The organism is Muricoprocola aceti (assembly GCF_025567005.1).
Lineage (GTDB): Bacteria > Bacillota > Clostridia > Lachnospirales > Lachnospiraceae > Marvinbryantia > Marvinbryantia aceti.
In genome coordinates this window covers 61,422-78,501 of record NZ_JAOQKE010000012.1, presented here as the reverse complement: position 1 = coordinate 78,501, position 17,080 = coordinate 61,422, and the positions used below count along the sequence as shown (strand labels likewise).

Below are 17,080 nucleotides of genomic sequence, written 5' to 3'. Positions count from 1 at the left end.
TGGACATGGACAACCTGATTATTCCGGAAGATTACGTTTCCGCTTTGAACCTGCATGACACACAGGTAGCGATCAAAGTAGTAAAAGATTATTTTCAGAAGGCGCTGACCACCAGACTGAATCTTCTGCGTGTGACAGCACCATTATTTGTTACACCGCAGTCTGGTCTGAATGATAACTTAAATGGCGTAGAACGTCCGGTATCATTTGGAATCAAAGAGCAGAACGATGCCCAGGCAGAGATTGTACATTCTCTGGCAAAGTGGAAACGTTATGCGTTAAAGAAATATGGTTTTTCTCATGGGGAAGGTCTTTATACCGATATGAATGCTATCCGCAGAGATGAAGATACGGACAATATTCATTCCATCTATGTGGATCAGTGGGACTGGGAGAAGATCATCTACAAAGAAGAACGCAATGTGGAAACGTTGAAAAATGTAGTAAAAAATGTGTATAAGGCATTAAAAGCTACAGAGACCTATATGTCTCTGCAGTATGATTATATTGAGGAGATTCTGCCAAAGGATATCTTCTTTATCACCACGCAGGAGCTGGAAGACATGTATCCGGACTGTACTCCGAAGGAACGGGAATACAAAATCACCAAGTTAAAAGGTGCCGTATTTATCATGCAGATCGGCGGCAAGCTGGCATCTGGAGAAAAGCATGACGGACGTGCCCCGGACTACGATGACTGGTCCCTGAACGGAGATATCATCGTATACTATCCGGTGCTGGACATTGCACTGGAATTATCCTCCATGGGTATCCGTGTAGACGAAGAGGCTCTGTTAAAACAGCTGGATGAAGCCGGCTGCCCGGAAAGAAAAGAGCTGCCATTCCAGAAAGCCATCCTGGATGGAAAGTTGCCATACACTATCGGTGGCGGTATCGGCCAGTCACGAATCTGTATGTTCTACTTAAGAAAAGCACATATCGGAGAGGTACAGGCATCCCTGTGGCCGGAAGATGTGACAGAAGAAGCAAAAAAGGCTGGAATACAGCTACTGTAGCCATTGGGGACGGTGTTTTCTGGCTTTATGACTGTCCCTTTTGGCAATAAAATTAAAAAAAGACTGTGGGATTTCAGAAATGAAATTCTATAGTCTTTTTTGCTATAAAAATTAGAAGAATGATTGACTTGAATATGGAAAAACATCTGGCTCAAGAGTGAAATTTTACAGAGAGAAAGATAAGAGGATGATATTATTGCACAAGCCACATCCAGAAGATACGATGAAAAGCGGAGCAGTAAAAGAATTGGTAGAGTTTTTAACTGAGTTGGGGAAATTATAGAATAGAAATGAAAAATAACAGGTTGGAATATAAGGGATATCATACAAAAATAGAATATGTGATACAGATAATTGAATACAGGTAATTGTTCAGAACCCACTGTCCCGCAAGGTGTTTTGGCATGAAAATACCAAAATACCGTGAGGAACTTTTAGAAATATAGAAAAGGCAGTAATAAGTCTCTTGCATTATACTCATGCATTTTTTTCATTAAATATAGACTTGTAATTTACAAATCACTGTGTTAATATGACTGACATAAATGAGATGTAAAGCAATGAAGGAGACTCCGGCAGAGGAACCTGACAGGAATACAGCGTCACCGACTGAGAACGCTGTTTAGGGGAATCACCAATGGGGAACACTCTGGAGCAGACCGGTTGAACAGATCTGGTATTCAGACAAGTAAGTCGGTACGTGGTACGCGTTAAGTACAAAAGTGGCATGCAAAGGCGCGTGCAACTGCGGGTGGCACCGCGGCTATATGAGAATATACCGTCCCGGAACAGGAATGAGAGTTTCTGTTCCGGGACTTTTTGTATTTCCAGCGGATCAAGGATCCAATACGATTCGTGGAAATACAATACGAAAAGGAAGGAGCATGAACATGGAACATGTAAGTGGAGTAATCAAAAAAGAAACAAAAGAGATCAGTGAATTAGTGGAGCCGGAACTGGTAGGTCAGACGGTAAAAGTAAACGGTGCTGTGCATGTCATTCGTGATATGGGAGAGATTGCCTTTGTGATTTTACGAAAAAGAGAAGGTCTTCTTCAGTGTGTCTATGAGGCGGGAAAGGTGAATGTACCGCTTTCCGAGATCAAAGAAGGTACCACTCTGGAGGTTACCGGAACGGTCAAAGAGGAAGAAAAGGCACCTCATGGTATTGAGATCAGTATGACAGATGTGACGATTCTGGGACAGCCAGCCGAAGCGATGCCACTGGCCATCTCAAAATGGAAGATGAACGCATCTCTGGATGCAAAACTGAATATGCGTGCGATTTCCCTTCGGAATATCCGTGAACGTGCCAAATTTAAGATTCAGGAAGGCATCGAACGAGGCTTCCGTGAATTTTTATACGAGCAGGGATTTACAGAGATTCGTACCGCAAAGATTGGTGCAAGAGGAGCAGAAGGCGGGGCAAACCTGTTCCGTCTGGATTATTTCCACAAGCCTGCAGTACTGGCCCAGAGCCCACAGTTCTACAAACAGATGATGGTGGGCGTATATGATCGTGTATTTGAGACCGGTCCGGTATTCCGAGCAGAAAAACACAACACCAAGCGCCATTTAAATGAATACACCAGCCTGGATTTTGAAATGGGTTATATCGACAGTTTCCTGGATATCTGTGGTATGGAGACCGGATTCTTACAGTACACGATGAAGTTCCTTCAGGAACATTACAGCGAAGAACTGAAGATCCTGGATGTCACCCTTCCAAAGACAGACAACATCCCAATGGTACGCTTTGATGATGCCAAACGAATGGTATCGGAAAAATACAACAGACGAATCAAGAACCCATACGATCTGGAACCGGAAGAAGAAGCCCTGATTGGTCAGCTCTTTAAAGAAGATTACGATGCAGATTTTGTATTTGTTACCCATTATCCATCGAAAAAACGTCCGTTCTATGCAATGGATGACCCGGCAGATCCGAAATTTACCTTAAGCTTTGACCTGCTGTTCCACGGAATGGAGATCACCACAGGCGGTCAGCGTATTCACGATTACCAGATGCTGCTGGATAAGATCGCAGCAAGAGGAATGACCACAGAAGGTATGGACTCCTATCTGGAGGCCTTCAAACACGGCATGCCGCCTCACGGAGGACTGGGAATCGGACTGGAGAGACTTACCATGAAGCTGGTAGGAGAAGACAACGTCAGAGAGACCACACTGTTCCCAAGAGATCTATCCAGACTGGAACCATAGAAAATATGAAATGAAGAATTTCAGTGAGCATGCAAAGTTATCAGTAAAAAGTGAGGAGCAACAATTATGGCAAATATCATTTCTGATGAAACAATGGAATATGTAGGCATTCTGGCGAAGCTGGAATTGTCTGAAGAAGAAAAAGAACAGGCCAAAAAAGACATGGAAACCATGTTGGATTATATTGATCAGTTAAATGAACTGGACACCACAGGGGTGGAGCCAATGTCCCATGTATTTCCGGTACACAACGTATTCCGGGAGGATGTGGTGACAAATGGTGATGACAGCGAGAATATGCTGAAGAATGCCCCGGCAAAGAAGGACGGCGCATTTATGGTTCCAAAGACGGTGGAGTAAAGGAGAACGTAATATGGGATTACTGGATGATACAGCGGTAGAGCTGGGAAAGAAAATAAAATCCGGAGAAGTGACCGTAAAGGAAGCGGTCACCGCTTGTCTGGATCAGATCGAAAAAGTAGAAAGCACCATTCATGCCTATGTGACTATTGACAGAGAGGGCGCCCTGAAAAAAGCGGAAGAAGTGCAGAAAAAGATCAATAAAGGTGAACTGACCGGGCCTCTGGTCGGAGTGCCGGTGGCCATCAAGGACAATATGTGTATCGCAGGAATGCGTACCACCTGCAGTTCCAAAATACTGGATAACTTTGTACCGACCTATACCGCAGAGGCTGTAAAGAATCTGGAACAGGCTGGTGCGGTCATTCTTGGAAAAACGAACATGGACGAATTCGCCATGGGAAGTACCACAGAGACTTCAGCCTATGGAGTGACAAGGAATCCATGGGATCCGGAGCATGTGCCGGGAGGATCTTCCGGCGGTTCCTGTGCGGCTGTGGCAGCAGGAGAGTGCTTTTATGCACTGGGCTCTGATACCGGCGGCTCCATTCGTCAGCCAAGCTCTTTCTGCGGCGTGACAGGAATTAAGCCAACTTATGGAACCGTCTCCCGTTATGGACTGATCGCCTATGGATCCTCTCTGGATCAGATCGGACCGGTTGGAAAAGATGTAACTGACTGTGCTACAATTCTGGAAGTGATTGCCTCCCATGATAAAAAAGACAGTACTTCTCTGGAACGTACAGATTGTGATTTTACATCAGCTCTGGTAAAAGATGTAAAAGGCATGAAGATCGGTATTCCAAAAGACTATCTGGGGAAAGGCCTGGATTCGGAAGTAAAAGAAGCAGTTCTGGCAGCAGCAAAAGTGTTGGAGGAAGCCGGAGCCATTGTGGAAGAATTTGACTTAAGTCTGGTGGATTATGCGATTCCGGCTTATTACACCATCGCAGCAGCAGAAGCCAGCTCCAACCTGGAACGTTTTGATGGTGTGAAGTACGGCTATCGTGCAAAAGAATATGAAGGACTTCACAATATGTACAAAAAGAGCCGTTCTGAAGGATTTGGACCAGAAGTAAAGAGAAGAATTATGCTTGGTTCTTTTGTCTTAAGCTCAGGTTACTACGATGCTTACTATCTGAAAGCACTGCGTACCAAGGCACTGATCAAACAGGCCTTTGACGAGGCATTTGCCACTTATGATGTGATTCTGGGACCGGCAGCGCCGACTACGGCACCGAAGCTGGGAGAGAGCCTGGGAGATCCACTGAAGATGTATCTGGGTGATATCTACACCATTTCCTGCAATCTGGCAGGGCTTCCTGGCATGACGGTACCATGCGGTATTGACAGCAAAGGACTGCCGATCGGTGTACAGCTCCTGGGAGACTGTTTCCAGGAAAAGAAAATCATCCGTGCAGCGTACACCTATGAACAGAGCAGACAGGAAAAAATCATTTGCCCGGATATGAGTGAAGTGTTAGAAAAGGCGGTGGAGTAAATGGCAAAGCAATATGAGACAGTCATCGGACTGGAAGTACATGTGGAACTGGCCACAAAGACAAAGATATTCTGCGGTTGTTCTACCGCATTTGGAGGAGCACCGAATACCCATACCTGCCCGGTCTGCACCGGTATGCCAGGTTCGCTTCCAGTATTAAACAAACAGGTAGTAGAGTATGCACTGGCAGTAGGACTGGCAACTAACTGTGAGATCAATCAGTACTGTAAATTTGACCGGAAGAACTATTTCTATCCGGATAATCCACAGAACTACCAGATTTCACAGCTTTATCTGCCGATCTGCCATGATGGAAAAGTGGAGATCGAGACAGCAGCAGGGAAAAAATATATCGGCATTCATGAGATTCATATGGAAGAAGATGCTGGCAAACTGGTACACGATGAATGGGAAGACTGTTCACTGGTAGACTACAACCGAAGCGGTGTGCCGTTGATTGAGATCGTGTCAGAACCGGATATGAGAAGTGCAGAAGAAGTCATTGCTTATCTGGATAAACTGCGTCTGATTATTCAGTATCTGGGAGCTTCTGACTGCAAGCTTCAGGAAGGTTCTATGCGTGCAGATGTGAACCTGTCTGTCCGGGAAGTGGGCGCAGAAAAATTCGGTACCCGTACTGAGATGAAAAATATCAACTCTTTTAAAGCTATTGCCAGAGCCATTGAAGGAGAACGTGCCCGTCAGATTGAACTTCTGGAAATGGGAAAACCTGTGATACAGGAAACCAGACGCTGGGATGATAACAAAGAATATTCTTATGCGATGAGATCTAAGGAAGACGCTCAGGATTATCGTTATTTTCCAGATCCGGATTTGGTTCCGATTATCATCAGTGATGAATGGATTGACCGGATCAAGGCAGCACAGCCAGAACTTCGTACGGAAAAACTGGAACGCTATAAGAAGGAATTTGAGATCCCGGATTATGATGCGGAGATCCTTACTTCATCCAAGCATATGGCAGATATTTTTGAAGCCGCAACAGCCATCTGTAAAAAGCCAAAGAAAGTATCTAACTGGCTGATGGTAGAGACTCTGCGTCTGTTAAAAGAAAACGGACAGGATCCGGAAGATATCGCATTTTCCCCGGAGCATCTGGCAGCGCTGGTGGAACTGACAGAAGAAGGTACCATCAACAGCAGTGTAGCCAAAGAGGTATTTGAAAAGATCTTTGAAGAGGATGTAGATCCTGTTGAATACGTAGAGTCCCACGGATTAAAGACAGTGAATGATGAAAGTGCTCTGCGCAGCACCATAGAGGAGATTGTGGCAGCCAATCCGCAGTCTGTGGCAGATTATAAGGGTGGCAAGCAGAAAGCCATTGGATTCCTGGTAGGACAGACGATGAAAGCCATGAAAGGAAAAGCAGATCCGGCAGCGGTAAACAAATTATTAAAAGAGATCCTGGATCAGTAAGCCACGCTTTTACTTGTAATTTTCTTTGAGAGTAGATATACTTAGAAACATGGAAAGGAGAGATCCATGAAGAAAAAGTTATCTACTCTTATTTTATGTCTGCTGGCTGTGACGTTTGGAGTGACGGGATGCAGCAGAGCACAGATGAATGCAGAGATTGCAGAGAGCATCGGAACACTGGGAATGTATGAGAACAATGAACCAGTGGAGACTCCGAAGATGAAAGCAGAAAAAGAAATACAGGCAACGAAGCAGGAAGAAGAGGACAATGTCAATGAGCATCTGGAAAAAGCACAGCGACTGGCGGCTTCTTATGATTATACCAATGCCCTGGCAGAACTGGCTGCCATCAATGAGGAATATCAGGATGATGAACGGGTGATCAGTGCCAAGGTGGAATACCAGAGACAGCAGGTAACGCTGACAACTTATGGTGGAGACTTTGCACATTTTTCTGTGAAAAGTCTGATTGCGGACAAAGACAGAGCTTTTTCAGATGCAGATATGGCTTATTATTATAATAACTGGTCATTGACCATTGATGAATTTGAACAGATCCTTCAGTCCTTATATGACAATAATTATATTCTGATGAGTGTGTATGACCTGGTGGTGGAGGTGGAAAATGAAGACGGAACCGTCAGTTTTGCTCTGAACACACCGACAGTGCCAAATGGAAAAACACCGATTATTTTATCCTTTGCAGAGGCAAACTATTACAGCGATACCAATTACGGTGCATATTCTGATAAAATGGTGCTGGCGGATGACGGCAGTGTCCAGAATGAGTATATCGATGAAGCAGGAAATGTGCAGATTGGGGCTTATGATGTGGTGCCGGTGGTGGATGCATTCGTAGAAGAACACCCGGACTTTTCCTTAAGAGGCGCCAGGGGAATTATCTCGCTGACCGGATATGAAGGTGTTTTTGGACATGATCTGAGTACCGATGCAGAAGAGATCAAAGGAATTGCGGACAGTCTGAAGGAAAATGGCTGGCTGATTGCCTGCAATGGCTACAGCAATGCAATGATGGAAAGTGAAATGGACACCAATGCACTTCAGGAGGATCTGGATAACTGGCAGGAACAGGTGGCATCCCTGGTGGGAGATACGGATCTGTTGTTCTATCCATTTGGGGATTCTGTATCAGCCGGAAGCTATAAGCAGAGTCAGCTATTTGATGCCGGATATCGTTTCTTCTTTAATCTGTGGGCGACCGCAGATTATCTGGAGGTCAACAGTGACTATGTGATTCAGTCCAGACGTGTGCTGGATGGCTATGATCTGCATTATTATGGGGACAGTCTGACAGACTTCTTTGATGCCAGGGCAATTTTGGATCCTGTAAGACCAGATTTTGAATAGGAGGGACAGTGTATGTACGTAATCAAAAAAGATGGAACAAGGGAACAGTTTGATGTACAGAAGATTATACGTGCAGTGAATAAATCAGCTGCCAGAGCTATGTACACTTTTTCGGAAGAAGAGACGAAAGAGCTCTGCCGTTATGCCACAGAGCGGGCAGAAGGACTGAAAAAAGATGGGATTACCATTGCAGAGATGCATAATATTGTGGAAAGCGCCCTGGAGAAAGTGAATCCAGATGTGGCAAAAAGCTATCGGGATTATCGAAATTACAAAGTAGACTTTATTCATATGATGGATGATGTGTATACCAAAAGCCAGTCCATCCGTTATATTGGGGACAAGAGCAATGCTAATACGGACAGTGCTCTGGTTGCAACGAAGCGAAGTCTGATTTTCAATGAACTGAATAAGAATCTGTACCAGAAGTTCTTTATGACCAGAGATGAGCGGCAGGCATGCAAGGATGGCTATATCTATATTCATGACCAGTCAGCAAGACTGGATACTATGAACTGCTGTCTTTTTGATGCCGGCGCCGTATTAAAGGGCGGCTTTGAGATGGGAAATGTCTGGTACAACGAGCCGAAGAGCCTGGATACTGCTTTTGATGTGCTGGGAGATATTGTGTTAAGTACAGCGGCTCAGCAGTATGGTGGATTTACGGTGCCAGAGGTGGATAAGATTCTGGGACCTTATGCAGAAAAAAGCTACGTGAAGCATAAAGAAGAATTTTTAAAATATGTAGATCCATCCTGGACAGGGGGGGAAGAAAAGGCTGAAGAATATGCTATGAATAAGCTGCGCCGGGAGTTTGATCAGGGCTGGCAGGGTATCGAATATAAGTTGAATACAGTAGGTTCTTCTCGTGGAGACTATCCGTTTGTGACCGTGACCATGGGACTTGGTACCAAACGCTTTGAAAAGATGTGTAACATCTCCCTTCTGGAAGTGCACAAGGGAGGACAGGGAAAGCCGGGCAATAAAAAACCGGTTCTGTTCCCAAAGATTGTATTCTTATTTGATGAGAATCTCCATGGACCGGGAAAGATCTGTGAAGATGTATTTGAAGCAGGTATCGACTGTTCTTCAAAGACCATGTATCCAGACTGGCTTTCTCTTACCGGAAAGGGTTATATCTGCGATATGTATAAAAAATATGGCCGTGTCATCAGCCCGATGGGATGCCGTGCGTTCTTAAGCCCGTGGTATGAGAGGGGCGGTATGGAACCGGCAGATGAAGATGACAAGCCGGTCTTTGTGGGAAGATTTAATATTGGAGCAGTGAGTCTTCATCTGCCGATGATTCTGGCAAAAGCAAGACAGGACAGTGTGGACTTTTACGAAGTGCTGGACTATTATCTGGAGATGATTCGTAAGATCCATATCCGTACCTATGATTATCTTGGAAATATGCACGCTTCCACTAATCCACTGGCCTACTGTGAAGGGGGATTTTATGGGGGACATCTGCAGCCGGGAGAACGGATTAAGAAGCTGCTGAAGCCGATGACAGCCTCTTTTGGTATCACCGCACTGAACGAACTGCAGGAGCTGTATAATGGAAAATCCATTGCAGAAGACGGGCAGTTTGCGCTGGAAGTATTGCAGTATATTAATAAAAAAGTTAATGAGTTTAAAAAAGAAGATGGATGGCTCTATGCGATCTATGGAACACCGGCAGAGAGTCTGTGCGGACTGCAGGTAGAGCAGTTCCGTAAGCTTTACGGTATCGTAGAGAATGTATCGGATCGCCCGTATGTGAGCAATAGTTTCCACTGCCATGTGACTGAGAATCTGACTCCGATCGAGAAGCAGGATCTGGAAGGCCGTTTCTGGGAACTGTGCAACGGTGGCAAGATTCAGTATGTGCGTTACCCGATCGACTACAACAAAGAAGCTATCAGAAAATTGGTCTTGCGTGCAATGGAACTGGGGTATTATGAAGGTGTGAACCTGTCCCTGGCCTACTGCGATGACTGTGGCCACCAGGAACTGGACATGGATGTCTGCCCGGTATGTGGATCCAAGAATCTGACTAAGATCGACCGTATGAACGGATATCTGTCCTACAGCCGGGTTCATGGAGATACCAGATTAAACGCTGCAAAAATGGCAGAAATTGCGGAAAGGGTGAGCATGTAGCGAATTGTGAGAGTGCGCAGCGCGTAACAATTCGTGTAATCGCGTAGTAAATGGTGGGAGAAAGGAAAAATATGTTCGGAGAATGTCATGCACACTTGTTTATGAACGGTACAGATTACCGTCAGGCGGTGCGCGATCATAAAAATTCAGTTAACATATCCAAAGTACGAGAAGAACTGACTGCTTATCAGACGAATGGAATTACTTTTGTTCGAGATGGTGGGGATAAATATGGGGTGTCAGAGCTGGCAAGAGAGCTGGCACCAGAATACGACATTGAGTATCGTACGCCCATCTTTGCCATCCACAGAAAAGGACATTATGGTGGAATCGTAGGAAAAGCGGCTGAGACATTAAAGGAATATGCAGATCTGGTCGCAGAGGTAAAGTGCAGAAAAGGTGATTTTATCAAGATTATGGTTTCCGGTATCATGGAATATGAGGAGTTTGGACGATTAAGTGAACCGGGGCTGGAGGAAGAATGGATCCGGGAGATGATCCATATTGCACATGAAGAAGGTATGGCTGTCATGGTGCATGGCAACGGGCGGGATGCTGTATTGGCAGCAGTAGAAGCAGGGGCAGACAGCATCGAACATGGCAATTATATCGATACGGAATGTCTGGATGCCATGGCAGAAAGTGATTGTGTCTGGGTGCCGACCATTGTGACAACAGGGGCACTGTTGGGGTGTGGCAGATATCCAGAACAGGTACTGGAGCAGATCTATGAAAAAGAATGTGAGAATCTGGCCTATGGCTATGGAAAGGGCGTAAACATAGCAGCAGGAAGTGATGCAGGTGCTTATCTGGTTCCCCATGGAGATGGTATTTTATGGGAAAGGAAAATCTTAGTTGAAACTTTAACGAACTTGGGGTATAATGAGGCAGGCGTGAAGGAAAGAATCTGGCTGGGAGAAAGTCAGATCCGGGAACACTTCTGCAAAAAATAAGAATGGAGATGCAATTATTATGAAGATTTTATTTTTCGGAACGAAAAGCTATGATAAACAATTTTTTAATGAAACATGGAAGGAAAAAGTATACGAACAGATCGAGATCGATTATGTAGACGTGCTTCTGACACCAGATACAGCCAGACTGGCACATGGATATGATGCGGTCTGTGCTTTTGTAAATATGGATCTGAGCACACCTGCTATCGAGACGCTGGCACAGTGCGGCGTGAAGCTGATTCTGATGCGCTGTGCAGGATTTAATAATGTAGATCTGAAGACCGCGCAGAAAAATGGTATCACTGTTATGCGTGTACCTGGTTATTCACCGGAAGCAGTCGCAGAACATGCGATGGCATTGGCTCTGACAGCAAATCGTCATACACACAAAGCTTACGTAAGAGTTCGTGAAAATGACTTCAGTCTTGGCGGACTGATGGGTGTGGTACTGCATGGAAAGACCGCAGGTATCGTGGGAACCGGTAAGATTGGTGCAGCTATGGCCCGCATCTGTCATGGATTTGGCATGAAAGTTCTGGCGTATGATGTTTATCAGAATCCGGATCTGGATTTTGCAGAATACGTGGATCTGGATACCCTTCTGGCACAGTCGGATCTGATCTCTCTGCACTGCCCATTGATGGAATCTACACATCACATGATCAATATCGATACAATTAATAAAATGAAAGATGGTGTCATTCTGGTCAACACTTCCAGAGGTGGTCTGATCAAGACAGATGATCTGATTCAGGGAATCCGTGAAGGTAAGTTCTTCGCTGTCGGACTGGATGTATATGAAGAAGAAAATGCCAACGTATACGAAGACCGTTCCGATCAGATCCTGGAACACTCTACTGTAGCCAGACTGCTCAACTTCCCGAACGTTATGGTAACCTCACATCAGGGATTCTTCGCAAGAGAAGCACTGCAGGCCATCAGTAAGACAACTATGGACAATGCACTGGCCTTCATGGAAGGAAGAAAGAACGGAAACGAAGTAACAGCATAATAGAATAGATAAACAGAGAAAAAGCACCTACAGCAAGTATCTTGATTTCAGGATTCAGAAGCAGTTCCCGGGCACGTTCCATGCGTACCTGAAGAACATATTCATAGATGTCGCAGTGATATCTGGCTTTGAACTGGCGGGTCAGGTATTCCTTGGAAAAGAAATATTTGTCGGCAAACTGGGAGATCTTAATGTTGCTGCTATAGTGATTGTCGATATAATCATGGATGATCGTGGTGACGGTATCGGAGTCCAGATTGGTTTCTTCTTTTCTGGCATCAGCAGGTGTGAAACCAGGACAGAGGGATTCCACTGCCCGCTGGATGGCGGTATTCAGATCTGTTTCCACGATAGGTTTTAACAGATAGTCCATGACACCATAACGGATCGCCTGCTGTGCATAGGAAAAATCATCATATCCGCTGATAATGATAAAACAACTGTCCGGGAATTCTGCTGAGGCAGTTTTTAAAAATGCGATGCCATCCATAATCGGCATAGATATATCGACAAATACCAGATCTGGATGGATTTCTCGCATAATTGTCAATGCTTCTTTTCCATTAAAGGCCATAAGAGGCGGTTCAATCTGAAAATGAGACCATTTTCCAAGTTTACTGATGGCAATTCGAACTGGTTTTTCATCGTCAATAATCAACGTTTTCCACAAGGCAAAAATCCTTCTTTCTGTAAGTCTTAATTAAAATCAAAATGCTCAGGTGCGTTCTGCTGGCATCAGGTATTTGGTGAACTGATGCAGGCTTATGTAGCCGGAACAGCAGATAAAGATGCTACCTGTGCTTCAATCGAAGAACAGTGGGCAGCAATTGATGGCGCACAGTAAATGGAATACAGGTAACTGTTCAGAACCCACTGTCCTGTGAAGTTACTGAACAGATACGAATATAGCAACAAATAAGACGGTGTCTCATACATTAACACTAAGAGAAAGTGGAGGTGTGAGATGCCGTCTTTTTTGGAATGCAGGGATGTGGGCTATACGTATCACAGTTTGAACGGTGAGACAAATGCCCTGGAGCATATCAGTTTTACGGTAGATGAGGGAGAGTTTGTGGCAATCGTGGGACCAAGCGGATGCGGAAAAACAACGATGCTGTCGCTGCTTTGCGGACAGCTTACGGAAAGTACAGGAGAAATTTTGTTTCGTGGAAAACCGTTGCGAGAACATATCGATTTTCATATCGGGTATATGCCACAGCAGGATCAGCTGTTTGAGTGGAGAAATATCTATGGGAATGTCACCCTGGGGCTGGAAATACAGAAAAAACTGACAGAGGAAAATCAATCTTATGCAAGAAAACTGATGGAAGAATACGGTTTGTGGGAATTCCGGCATGTGAGACCCAGTCAGCTATCCGGGGGCATGAGACAGAGAGCGGCGCTGATTCGTACATTGGTTCTGAGGCCATCACTGCTGCTTTTGGATGAACCGTTTTCTGCGCTGGATTATCAGACCAGACTGTCTGTGGCAGATGATATCTATCAGATTATCAAAAAAGAACATAAAACTGCCATTCTGGTGACCCATGATTTGTCTGAGGCAGTCAGTATGGCAGACCGGGTAGTGATTTTATCAAAGCGTCCGGCAACAGTATTAAAAGAAGTGGAAACCACATTTGAAATGGAACAGCGTACCCCTATGAAAGCAAGAAATATGGCTGGATTCAAGGAATATTTCAATGAGATCTGGGAGGTGCTGCAATGTCAGTGAATGAAAAAATAAGTGCTGCTTCGGATACCGGTCAGGTATCTGAGGCGCAGATGGCGTATTTAAAGCAGCAAAGCCAACACAGAAAGTTCGTAAAGGCAATGAGGATCAGTATCATAATTGCCTTTTTCTTTTTATGGGAAGTATCTGTCCGGGCAGGATGGATCGATGGATTCATATTCAGCAGTCCGGTGAAAATATGGGAGACATTAATCAGCATGGCAAAAGATGGCAGTCTGTGGATGCATACCGGAGCGACTCTTTATGAAACTTTGCTAAGCTTTTTCCTGACAGTGCTGCTTGGAATCCTGACAGCAGTACTGTTATGGTGCAGTGACAGCGCAGCAGAAATCACTGAACCATTTCTGGTGGTATTAAACAGTCTTCCGAAGTCGGCGCTGGCGCCACTTCTGATTGTCTGGCTGGGAGCCAATCAGAAGACAATCATTGTGGCGGGTATGTCAGTGGCGATCTTCGGAACGATTCTGAATCTGTATACTGGTTTCAGAGAATCCGGGAGTGAAAAAGCAAGGCTGATCTATACACTTGGAGGAAAAAAGCACCATGTACTGACAAAAGTGATCCTGCCAAGTAATATCCCATCTATCATCAGTATTATGAAAGTAGATATCGGATTATGCCTGGTGGGCGTCATCATTGGAGAATTCATGGGAGCCAGGCGGGGGCTGGGGTACCTGATTATCTACAGCAGTCAGGTCTTTCAATTGACCCGTCTGATCATGGCTATCTTGATCCTGTGTGTCATCGCTATGGTATTGTATGGAATTTTAAGTATGGTAGAAAAACGGGTGCGGAAATAAGTACCCGTTTTCGTCAGTAGAATCAGGAAAAGTGCGAAGAGGGGCAGACTCTGAAAAAGTATACTGGCTTGTGAGACATGGAAAATCGTGTTATGATAAAAAAATTAACAGAAAAAACGGTAAAATAGACAGAGAGGTTATTATGTGGAAGATAAAGCATATTTTTGATGGAAATTATGGCTGTGAGGAAGCAGCAGAGGAGCAGACAGGAAAGCTTTCCCTGACACTGATCAATGAGAATGGAGAGGAGAGGTATGTATCTGTTACGGATGCATGGCTGACAGAGAGAGGACTGGATGAAGATAGTATCTGGCCGGAACGATTCCATTTTCGGGATGTTCGGAGGGAAGATACAGAAGAAGTGACGGAGATTGAACAGATCTGTTTTCCTCCGAATGAAGCCTGTTCCGCCAGATCTATGAAAGCAAGAATAGAGGCTGCACCGGAACTGTTTCTGGTGGCTGAAGATATCGAGACAGGAAGAATAGCCGGATTTTTAAATGGTCTGTCCACAAAAGAGACAATATTCCGGGATGAATTCTTTACAGACATTCGTCTTTATGATCCGGAAGGCGGCAATATTATGCTGCTGGGACTGGATGTGAGACCGGAGTATCGCAGACAGGGACTTGCCCGCGAGATCGTAAGGCAGTACGCAGAGCGGGAAAAGAAAAAAGGCCGCAGGCGTCTGGTTCTGACCTGCCTGGAGAATAAAGTAGAGATGTATCAGAAGTTTGGCTTCCGGGATCTGGGAATGGCTAATTCCACCTGGGGCGGGGAAGCCTGGCATGAGATGGATTATCAGTTATAAAAAATGTCATGGAGCAGGAGCCAGGGAACAATACATTCATGATGTAAAGAACCCAAAATGGGTGAATGAGCAGATGAGCCTGGAACAGTGGCTGTAAAACAAGTGGTATATAGGAAACCCGCACAGAGCAATTTTGTGCGGGTTTTGCAACGATCTTATTCTGGAAAATCAACATCTTCGTGAGGAATGCTTTCGGATGCCTTTGGTCCATTGGCATAGACAAACAGAAGCTGCATCACTTCATTACCGGAATTCCATACCATATGTGGAACGCCCTGTGGGAAAAGGAAAACAGAACCAGGTTCGACTTCGAATACCTGATCGCCAATCAATACTTTTCCGTGTCCGGATACGACATAGCCAGTTTCTTCTCCGTATGGATGAGAGTGTGCAGGGGCTACCTTCACACCTGGCTGATAGAAAGTAGTGGATACGGTAGTATAGTTTCCACCTGTTGTTTCTGGTGTCTGAAGCCAGATGGCATCACGGCCCGGAAGATTTTTCACATCTCCTTTTGATACATGGGTACATAATCCTTTTTCCATAAAGAACCTCCTTGAAAAATAATAAATTGTATCTGCGAAAGTACGGAACAGATACATAAATTCTGCATTCATTTTATAAAAAATCGTAACATAAATAGCGTAAAGATTCAAGTTAGGAAAATAAACGAAACAGGAAGAGAGAAGGAAAAAAGGTTATTGCTCACAGCAATGAAAAAATGAAATTGTGGGACAGGAATTTTCGTGGTATCATAAGGAAGAAAAAACTGAGGAAAGCAGACCATGCGTACACTGGCCAGAAATATGACATTCCTGGTGAAGAGTATTGCTCTTGGAAAGGAAGGGAGCTTAGAAAAGTGCGAGAGATAGAAGTAAGCAGACTGACAGAGGTAATCGAAAGACTCTGTATTGAAGCCAATGAACATCTTCCAGAGGATGTAAAAGATGCAATTAAGACTTGTCGTGCATGTGAAGATGGAAAAATAGCAAAAGGGGTATTGGACAATATTATCGAAAATTATGAGATTGCAGACAGGGAAAATGTGCCGATCTGTCAGGATACAGGAATGGCCTGTGTATTTTTGGAGATTGGGCAGGATGTACATCTCGTTGGAGGAGATCTGACAGATGCAGTCAATGAAGGTGTTCGTCGTGGATATGATAAGGGATATTTAAGAAAGTCCGTAGTAAAAGATCCGGTACGCCGTGGAAATACAGGAGATAATACTCCGGCCATGATCTACACTGAGATTGTTCCGGGGGATCAGGTGAAAGTAACGGTAGGACCAAAGGGGTTTGGCAGTGAGAATATGAGCCAGATCCGTATGTTTAAGCCATCTGCCGGATTACAGGGAATCAAAGATTTTATTCTGGAAGTAGTAGAGACGGCAGGACCAAATCCATGCCCGCCGATGGTAGTCGGAGTGGGAATCGGTGGAACTTTTGACAAATGTGCTCTGCTTGCCAAGAAAGCACTGATGCGTCCTCTGGATATACAGAATCCGGATCCATTTTATGCAGATCTGGAGAAAGAGATGCTGGAAAAAATAAACAGACTGGGGATTGGACCGCAGGGATTTGGCGGAAAGACCACTGCGATTGGTCTGAATATTGAGACTATGCCGACTCATATTGCAGGAATGCCATGTGCGGTCAATATCAACTGTCATGTGACACGTCACAAATCGGAGGTGATCTAG

15 protein-coding genes and 2 pseudogenes are annotated in these 17,080 nt (G+C 44.8%); 15 read left to right on the top strand and 2 right to left on the bottom strand.

Going from position 1 to position 17,080, the window contains the following annotated elements:
• Positions 1–5: 5 nt before the first annotated feature.
• The 10 genes and pseudogenes from asnA to OCV47_RS10100 all read left to right on the top strand — a co-directional run bounded on the left by asnA (position 6) and on the right by OCV47_RS10100 (position 12,017).
• On the top strand, positions 6–1,016 hold the full coding sequence (gene asnA / locus OCV47_RS10145; protein ID WP_262654965.1) for an aspartate--ammonia ligase: 1,011 nt from the start codon (positions 6–8) through the stop codon (positions 1,014–1,016).
• A 154-nt stretch (positions 1,017–1,170) separates the two neighbouring features.
• Positions 1,171–1,299 (top strand): annotated as a pseudogene (locus OCV47_RS16200) (type II toxin-antitoxin system HicA family toxin); the annotation flags it as partial.
• Positions 1,300–1,906: 607 nt separating this feature from the next.
• Positions 1,907–3,238 (top strand): aspartate--tRNA(Asn) ligase, encoded by a 1,332-nt coding sequence (gene aspS, locus OCV47_RS10135; RefSeq protein ID WP_262654964.1) that lies wholly within the window; start codon positions 1,907–1,909, stop codon positions 3,236–3,238.
• A gap of 66 nt (positions 3,239–3,304) precedes the next feature.
• Positions 3,305–3,598, top strand: a complete 294-nt coding sequence (gene gatC, locus OCV47_RS10130; RefSeq protein WP_117447614.1) for an Asp-tRNA(Asn)/Glu-tRNA(Gln) amidotransferase subunit GatC — start codon at positions 3,305–3,307, stop codon at positions 3,596–3,598.
• Between the two features lie 13 nt (positions 3,599–3,611).
• A complete protein-coding gene (gene gatA, locus OCV47_RS10125) occupies positions 3,612–5,099 on the top strand; it encodes an Asp-tRNA(Asn)/Glu-tRNA(Gln) amidotransferase subunit GatA (RefSeq protein WP_262654962.1) in 1,488 nt (495 codons plus the stop codon).
• Positions 5,100–6,536 carry an Asp-tRNA(Asn)/Glu-tRNA(Gln) amidotransferase subunit GatB gene (gene gatB / locus OCV47_RS10120; protein WP_262654960.1) on the top strand — a complete coding sequence of 479 codons (1,437 nt, stop codon included), beginning with the start codon at positions 5,100–5,102 and terminating at the stop codon, positions 6,534–6,536.
• A gap of 66 nt (positions 6,537–6,602) precedes the next feature.
• Positions 6,603–7,904 (top strand): polysaccharide deacetylase family protein, encoded by a 1,302-nt coding sequence (locus tag OCV47_RS10115; protein WP_262654959.1) that lies wholly within the window; start codon positions 6,603–6,605, stop codon positions 7,902–7,904.
• 12 nt (positions 7,905–7,916) lie between these two features.
• The gene (nrdD, locus tag OCV47_RS10110; protein ID WP_262654958.1) at positions 7,917–10,049 is read left to right on the top strand and encodes an anaerobic ribonucleoside-triphosphate reductase; all 2,133 of its coding nucleotides are present in this window, start codon (positions 7,917–7,919) and stop codon (positions 10,047–10,049) included.
• Positions 10,050–10,120: 71 nt separating this feature from the next.
• Positions 10,121–11,002, top strand: coding sequence for an amidohydrolase family protein (locus OCV47_RS10105; protein WP_262654957.1), 882 nt, complete (start codon positions 10,121–10,123; stop codon positions 11,000–11,002).
• 19 nt (positions 11,003–11,021) lie between these two features.
• The gene (locus tag OCV47_RS10100) at positions 11,022–12,017 is read left to right on the top strand and encodes a 2-hydroxyacid dehydrogenase (RefSeq protein WP_262654956.1); all 996 of its coding nucleotides are present in this window, start codon (positions 11,022–11,024) and stop codon (positions 12,015–12,017) included.
• Here the strand turns inward: OCV47_RS10100 and OCV47_RS10095 are convergent.
• Positions 11,977–12,687 carry a response regulator transcription factor gene (locus tag OCV47_RS10095; RefSeq protein WP_262654955.1) on the bottom strand — a complete coding sequence of 237 codons (711 nt, stop codon included), beginning with the start codon at positions 12,685–12,687 and terminating at the stop codon, positions 11,977–11,979. The two genes, OCV47_RS10100 and OCV47_RS10095, sit on opposite strands and share 41 nt — an antisense overlap.
• 294 nt (positions 12,688–12,981) lie before the next feature.
• Here OCV47_RS10095 and OCV47_RS10090 point away from each other — a divergent pair, with 294 nt between their 5' ends.
• From OCV47_RS10090 to OCV47_RS10080, 3 genes are all read left to right on the top strand, one after another.
• Positions 12,982–13,749: an ABC transporter ATP-binding protein gene (locus tag OCV47_RS10090; protein ID WP_117447604.1), complete on the top strand. Its 768-nt coding sequence runs from the start codon at positions 12,982–12,984 to the stop codon at positions 13,747–13,749.
• The gene (locus tag OCV47_RS10085) at positions 13,740–14,567 is read left to right on the top strand and encodes an ABC transporter permease (protein ID WP_331481291.1); all 828 of its coding nucleotides are present in this window, start codon (positions 13,740–13,742) and stop codon (positions 14,565–14,567) included. The genes OCV47_RS10090 and OCV47_RS10085 overlap by 10 nt, the downstream gene beginning before the upstream one ends.
• A gap of 277 nt (positions 14,568–14,844) precedes the next feature.
• On the top strand, positions 14,845–15,378 hold the full coding sequence (locus tag OCV47_RS10080) for a GNAT family N-acetyltransferase (protein WP_334308167.1): 534 nt from the start codon (positions 14,845–14,847) through the stop codon (positions 15,376–15,378).
• Between the two features lie 155 nt (positions 15,379–15,533).
• Here the strand turns inward: OCV47_RS10080 and OCV47_RS10075 are convergent, their stop codons facing one another.
• A complete protein-coding gene (locus OCV47_RS10075; RefSeq protein WP_262654954.1) occupies positions 15,534–15,923 on the bottom strand; it encodes a cupin domain-containing protein in 390 nt (129 codons plus the stop codon).
• A 228-nt stretch (positions 15,924–16,151) separates the two neighbouring features.
• On the opposite strand from OCV47_RS10075, the pseudogene OCV47_RS16050 reads away from it, so the two are divergent.
• Positions 16,152–16,250: pseudogene (locus tag OCV47_RS16050) on the top strand (flavodoxin family protein); the annotation flags it as partial.
• On the top strand, positions 16,238–17,080 hold the full coding sequence (locus OCV47_RS10065; RefSeq protein WP_262654953.1) for a fumarate hydratase: 843 nt from the start codon (positions 16,238–16,240) through the stop codon (positions 17,078–17,080). The pseudogene OCV47_RS16050 and the gene OCV47_RS10065, both read left to right, overlap by 13 nt.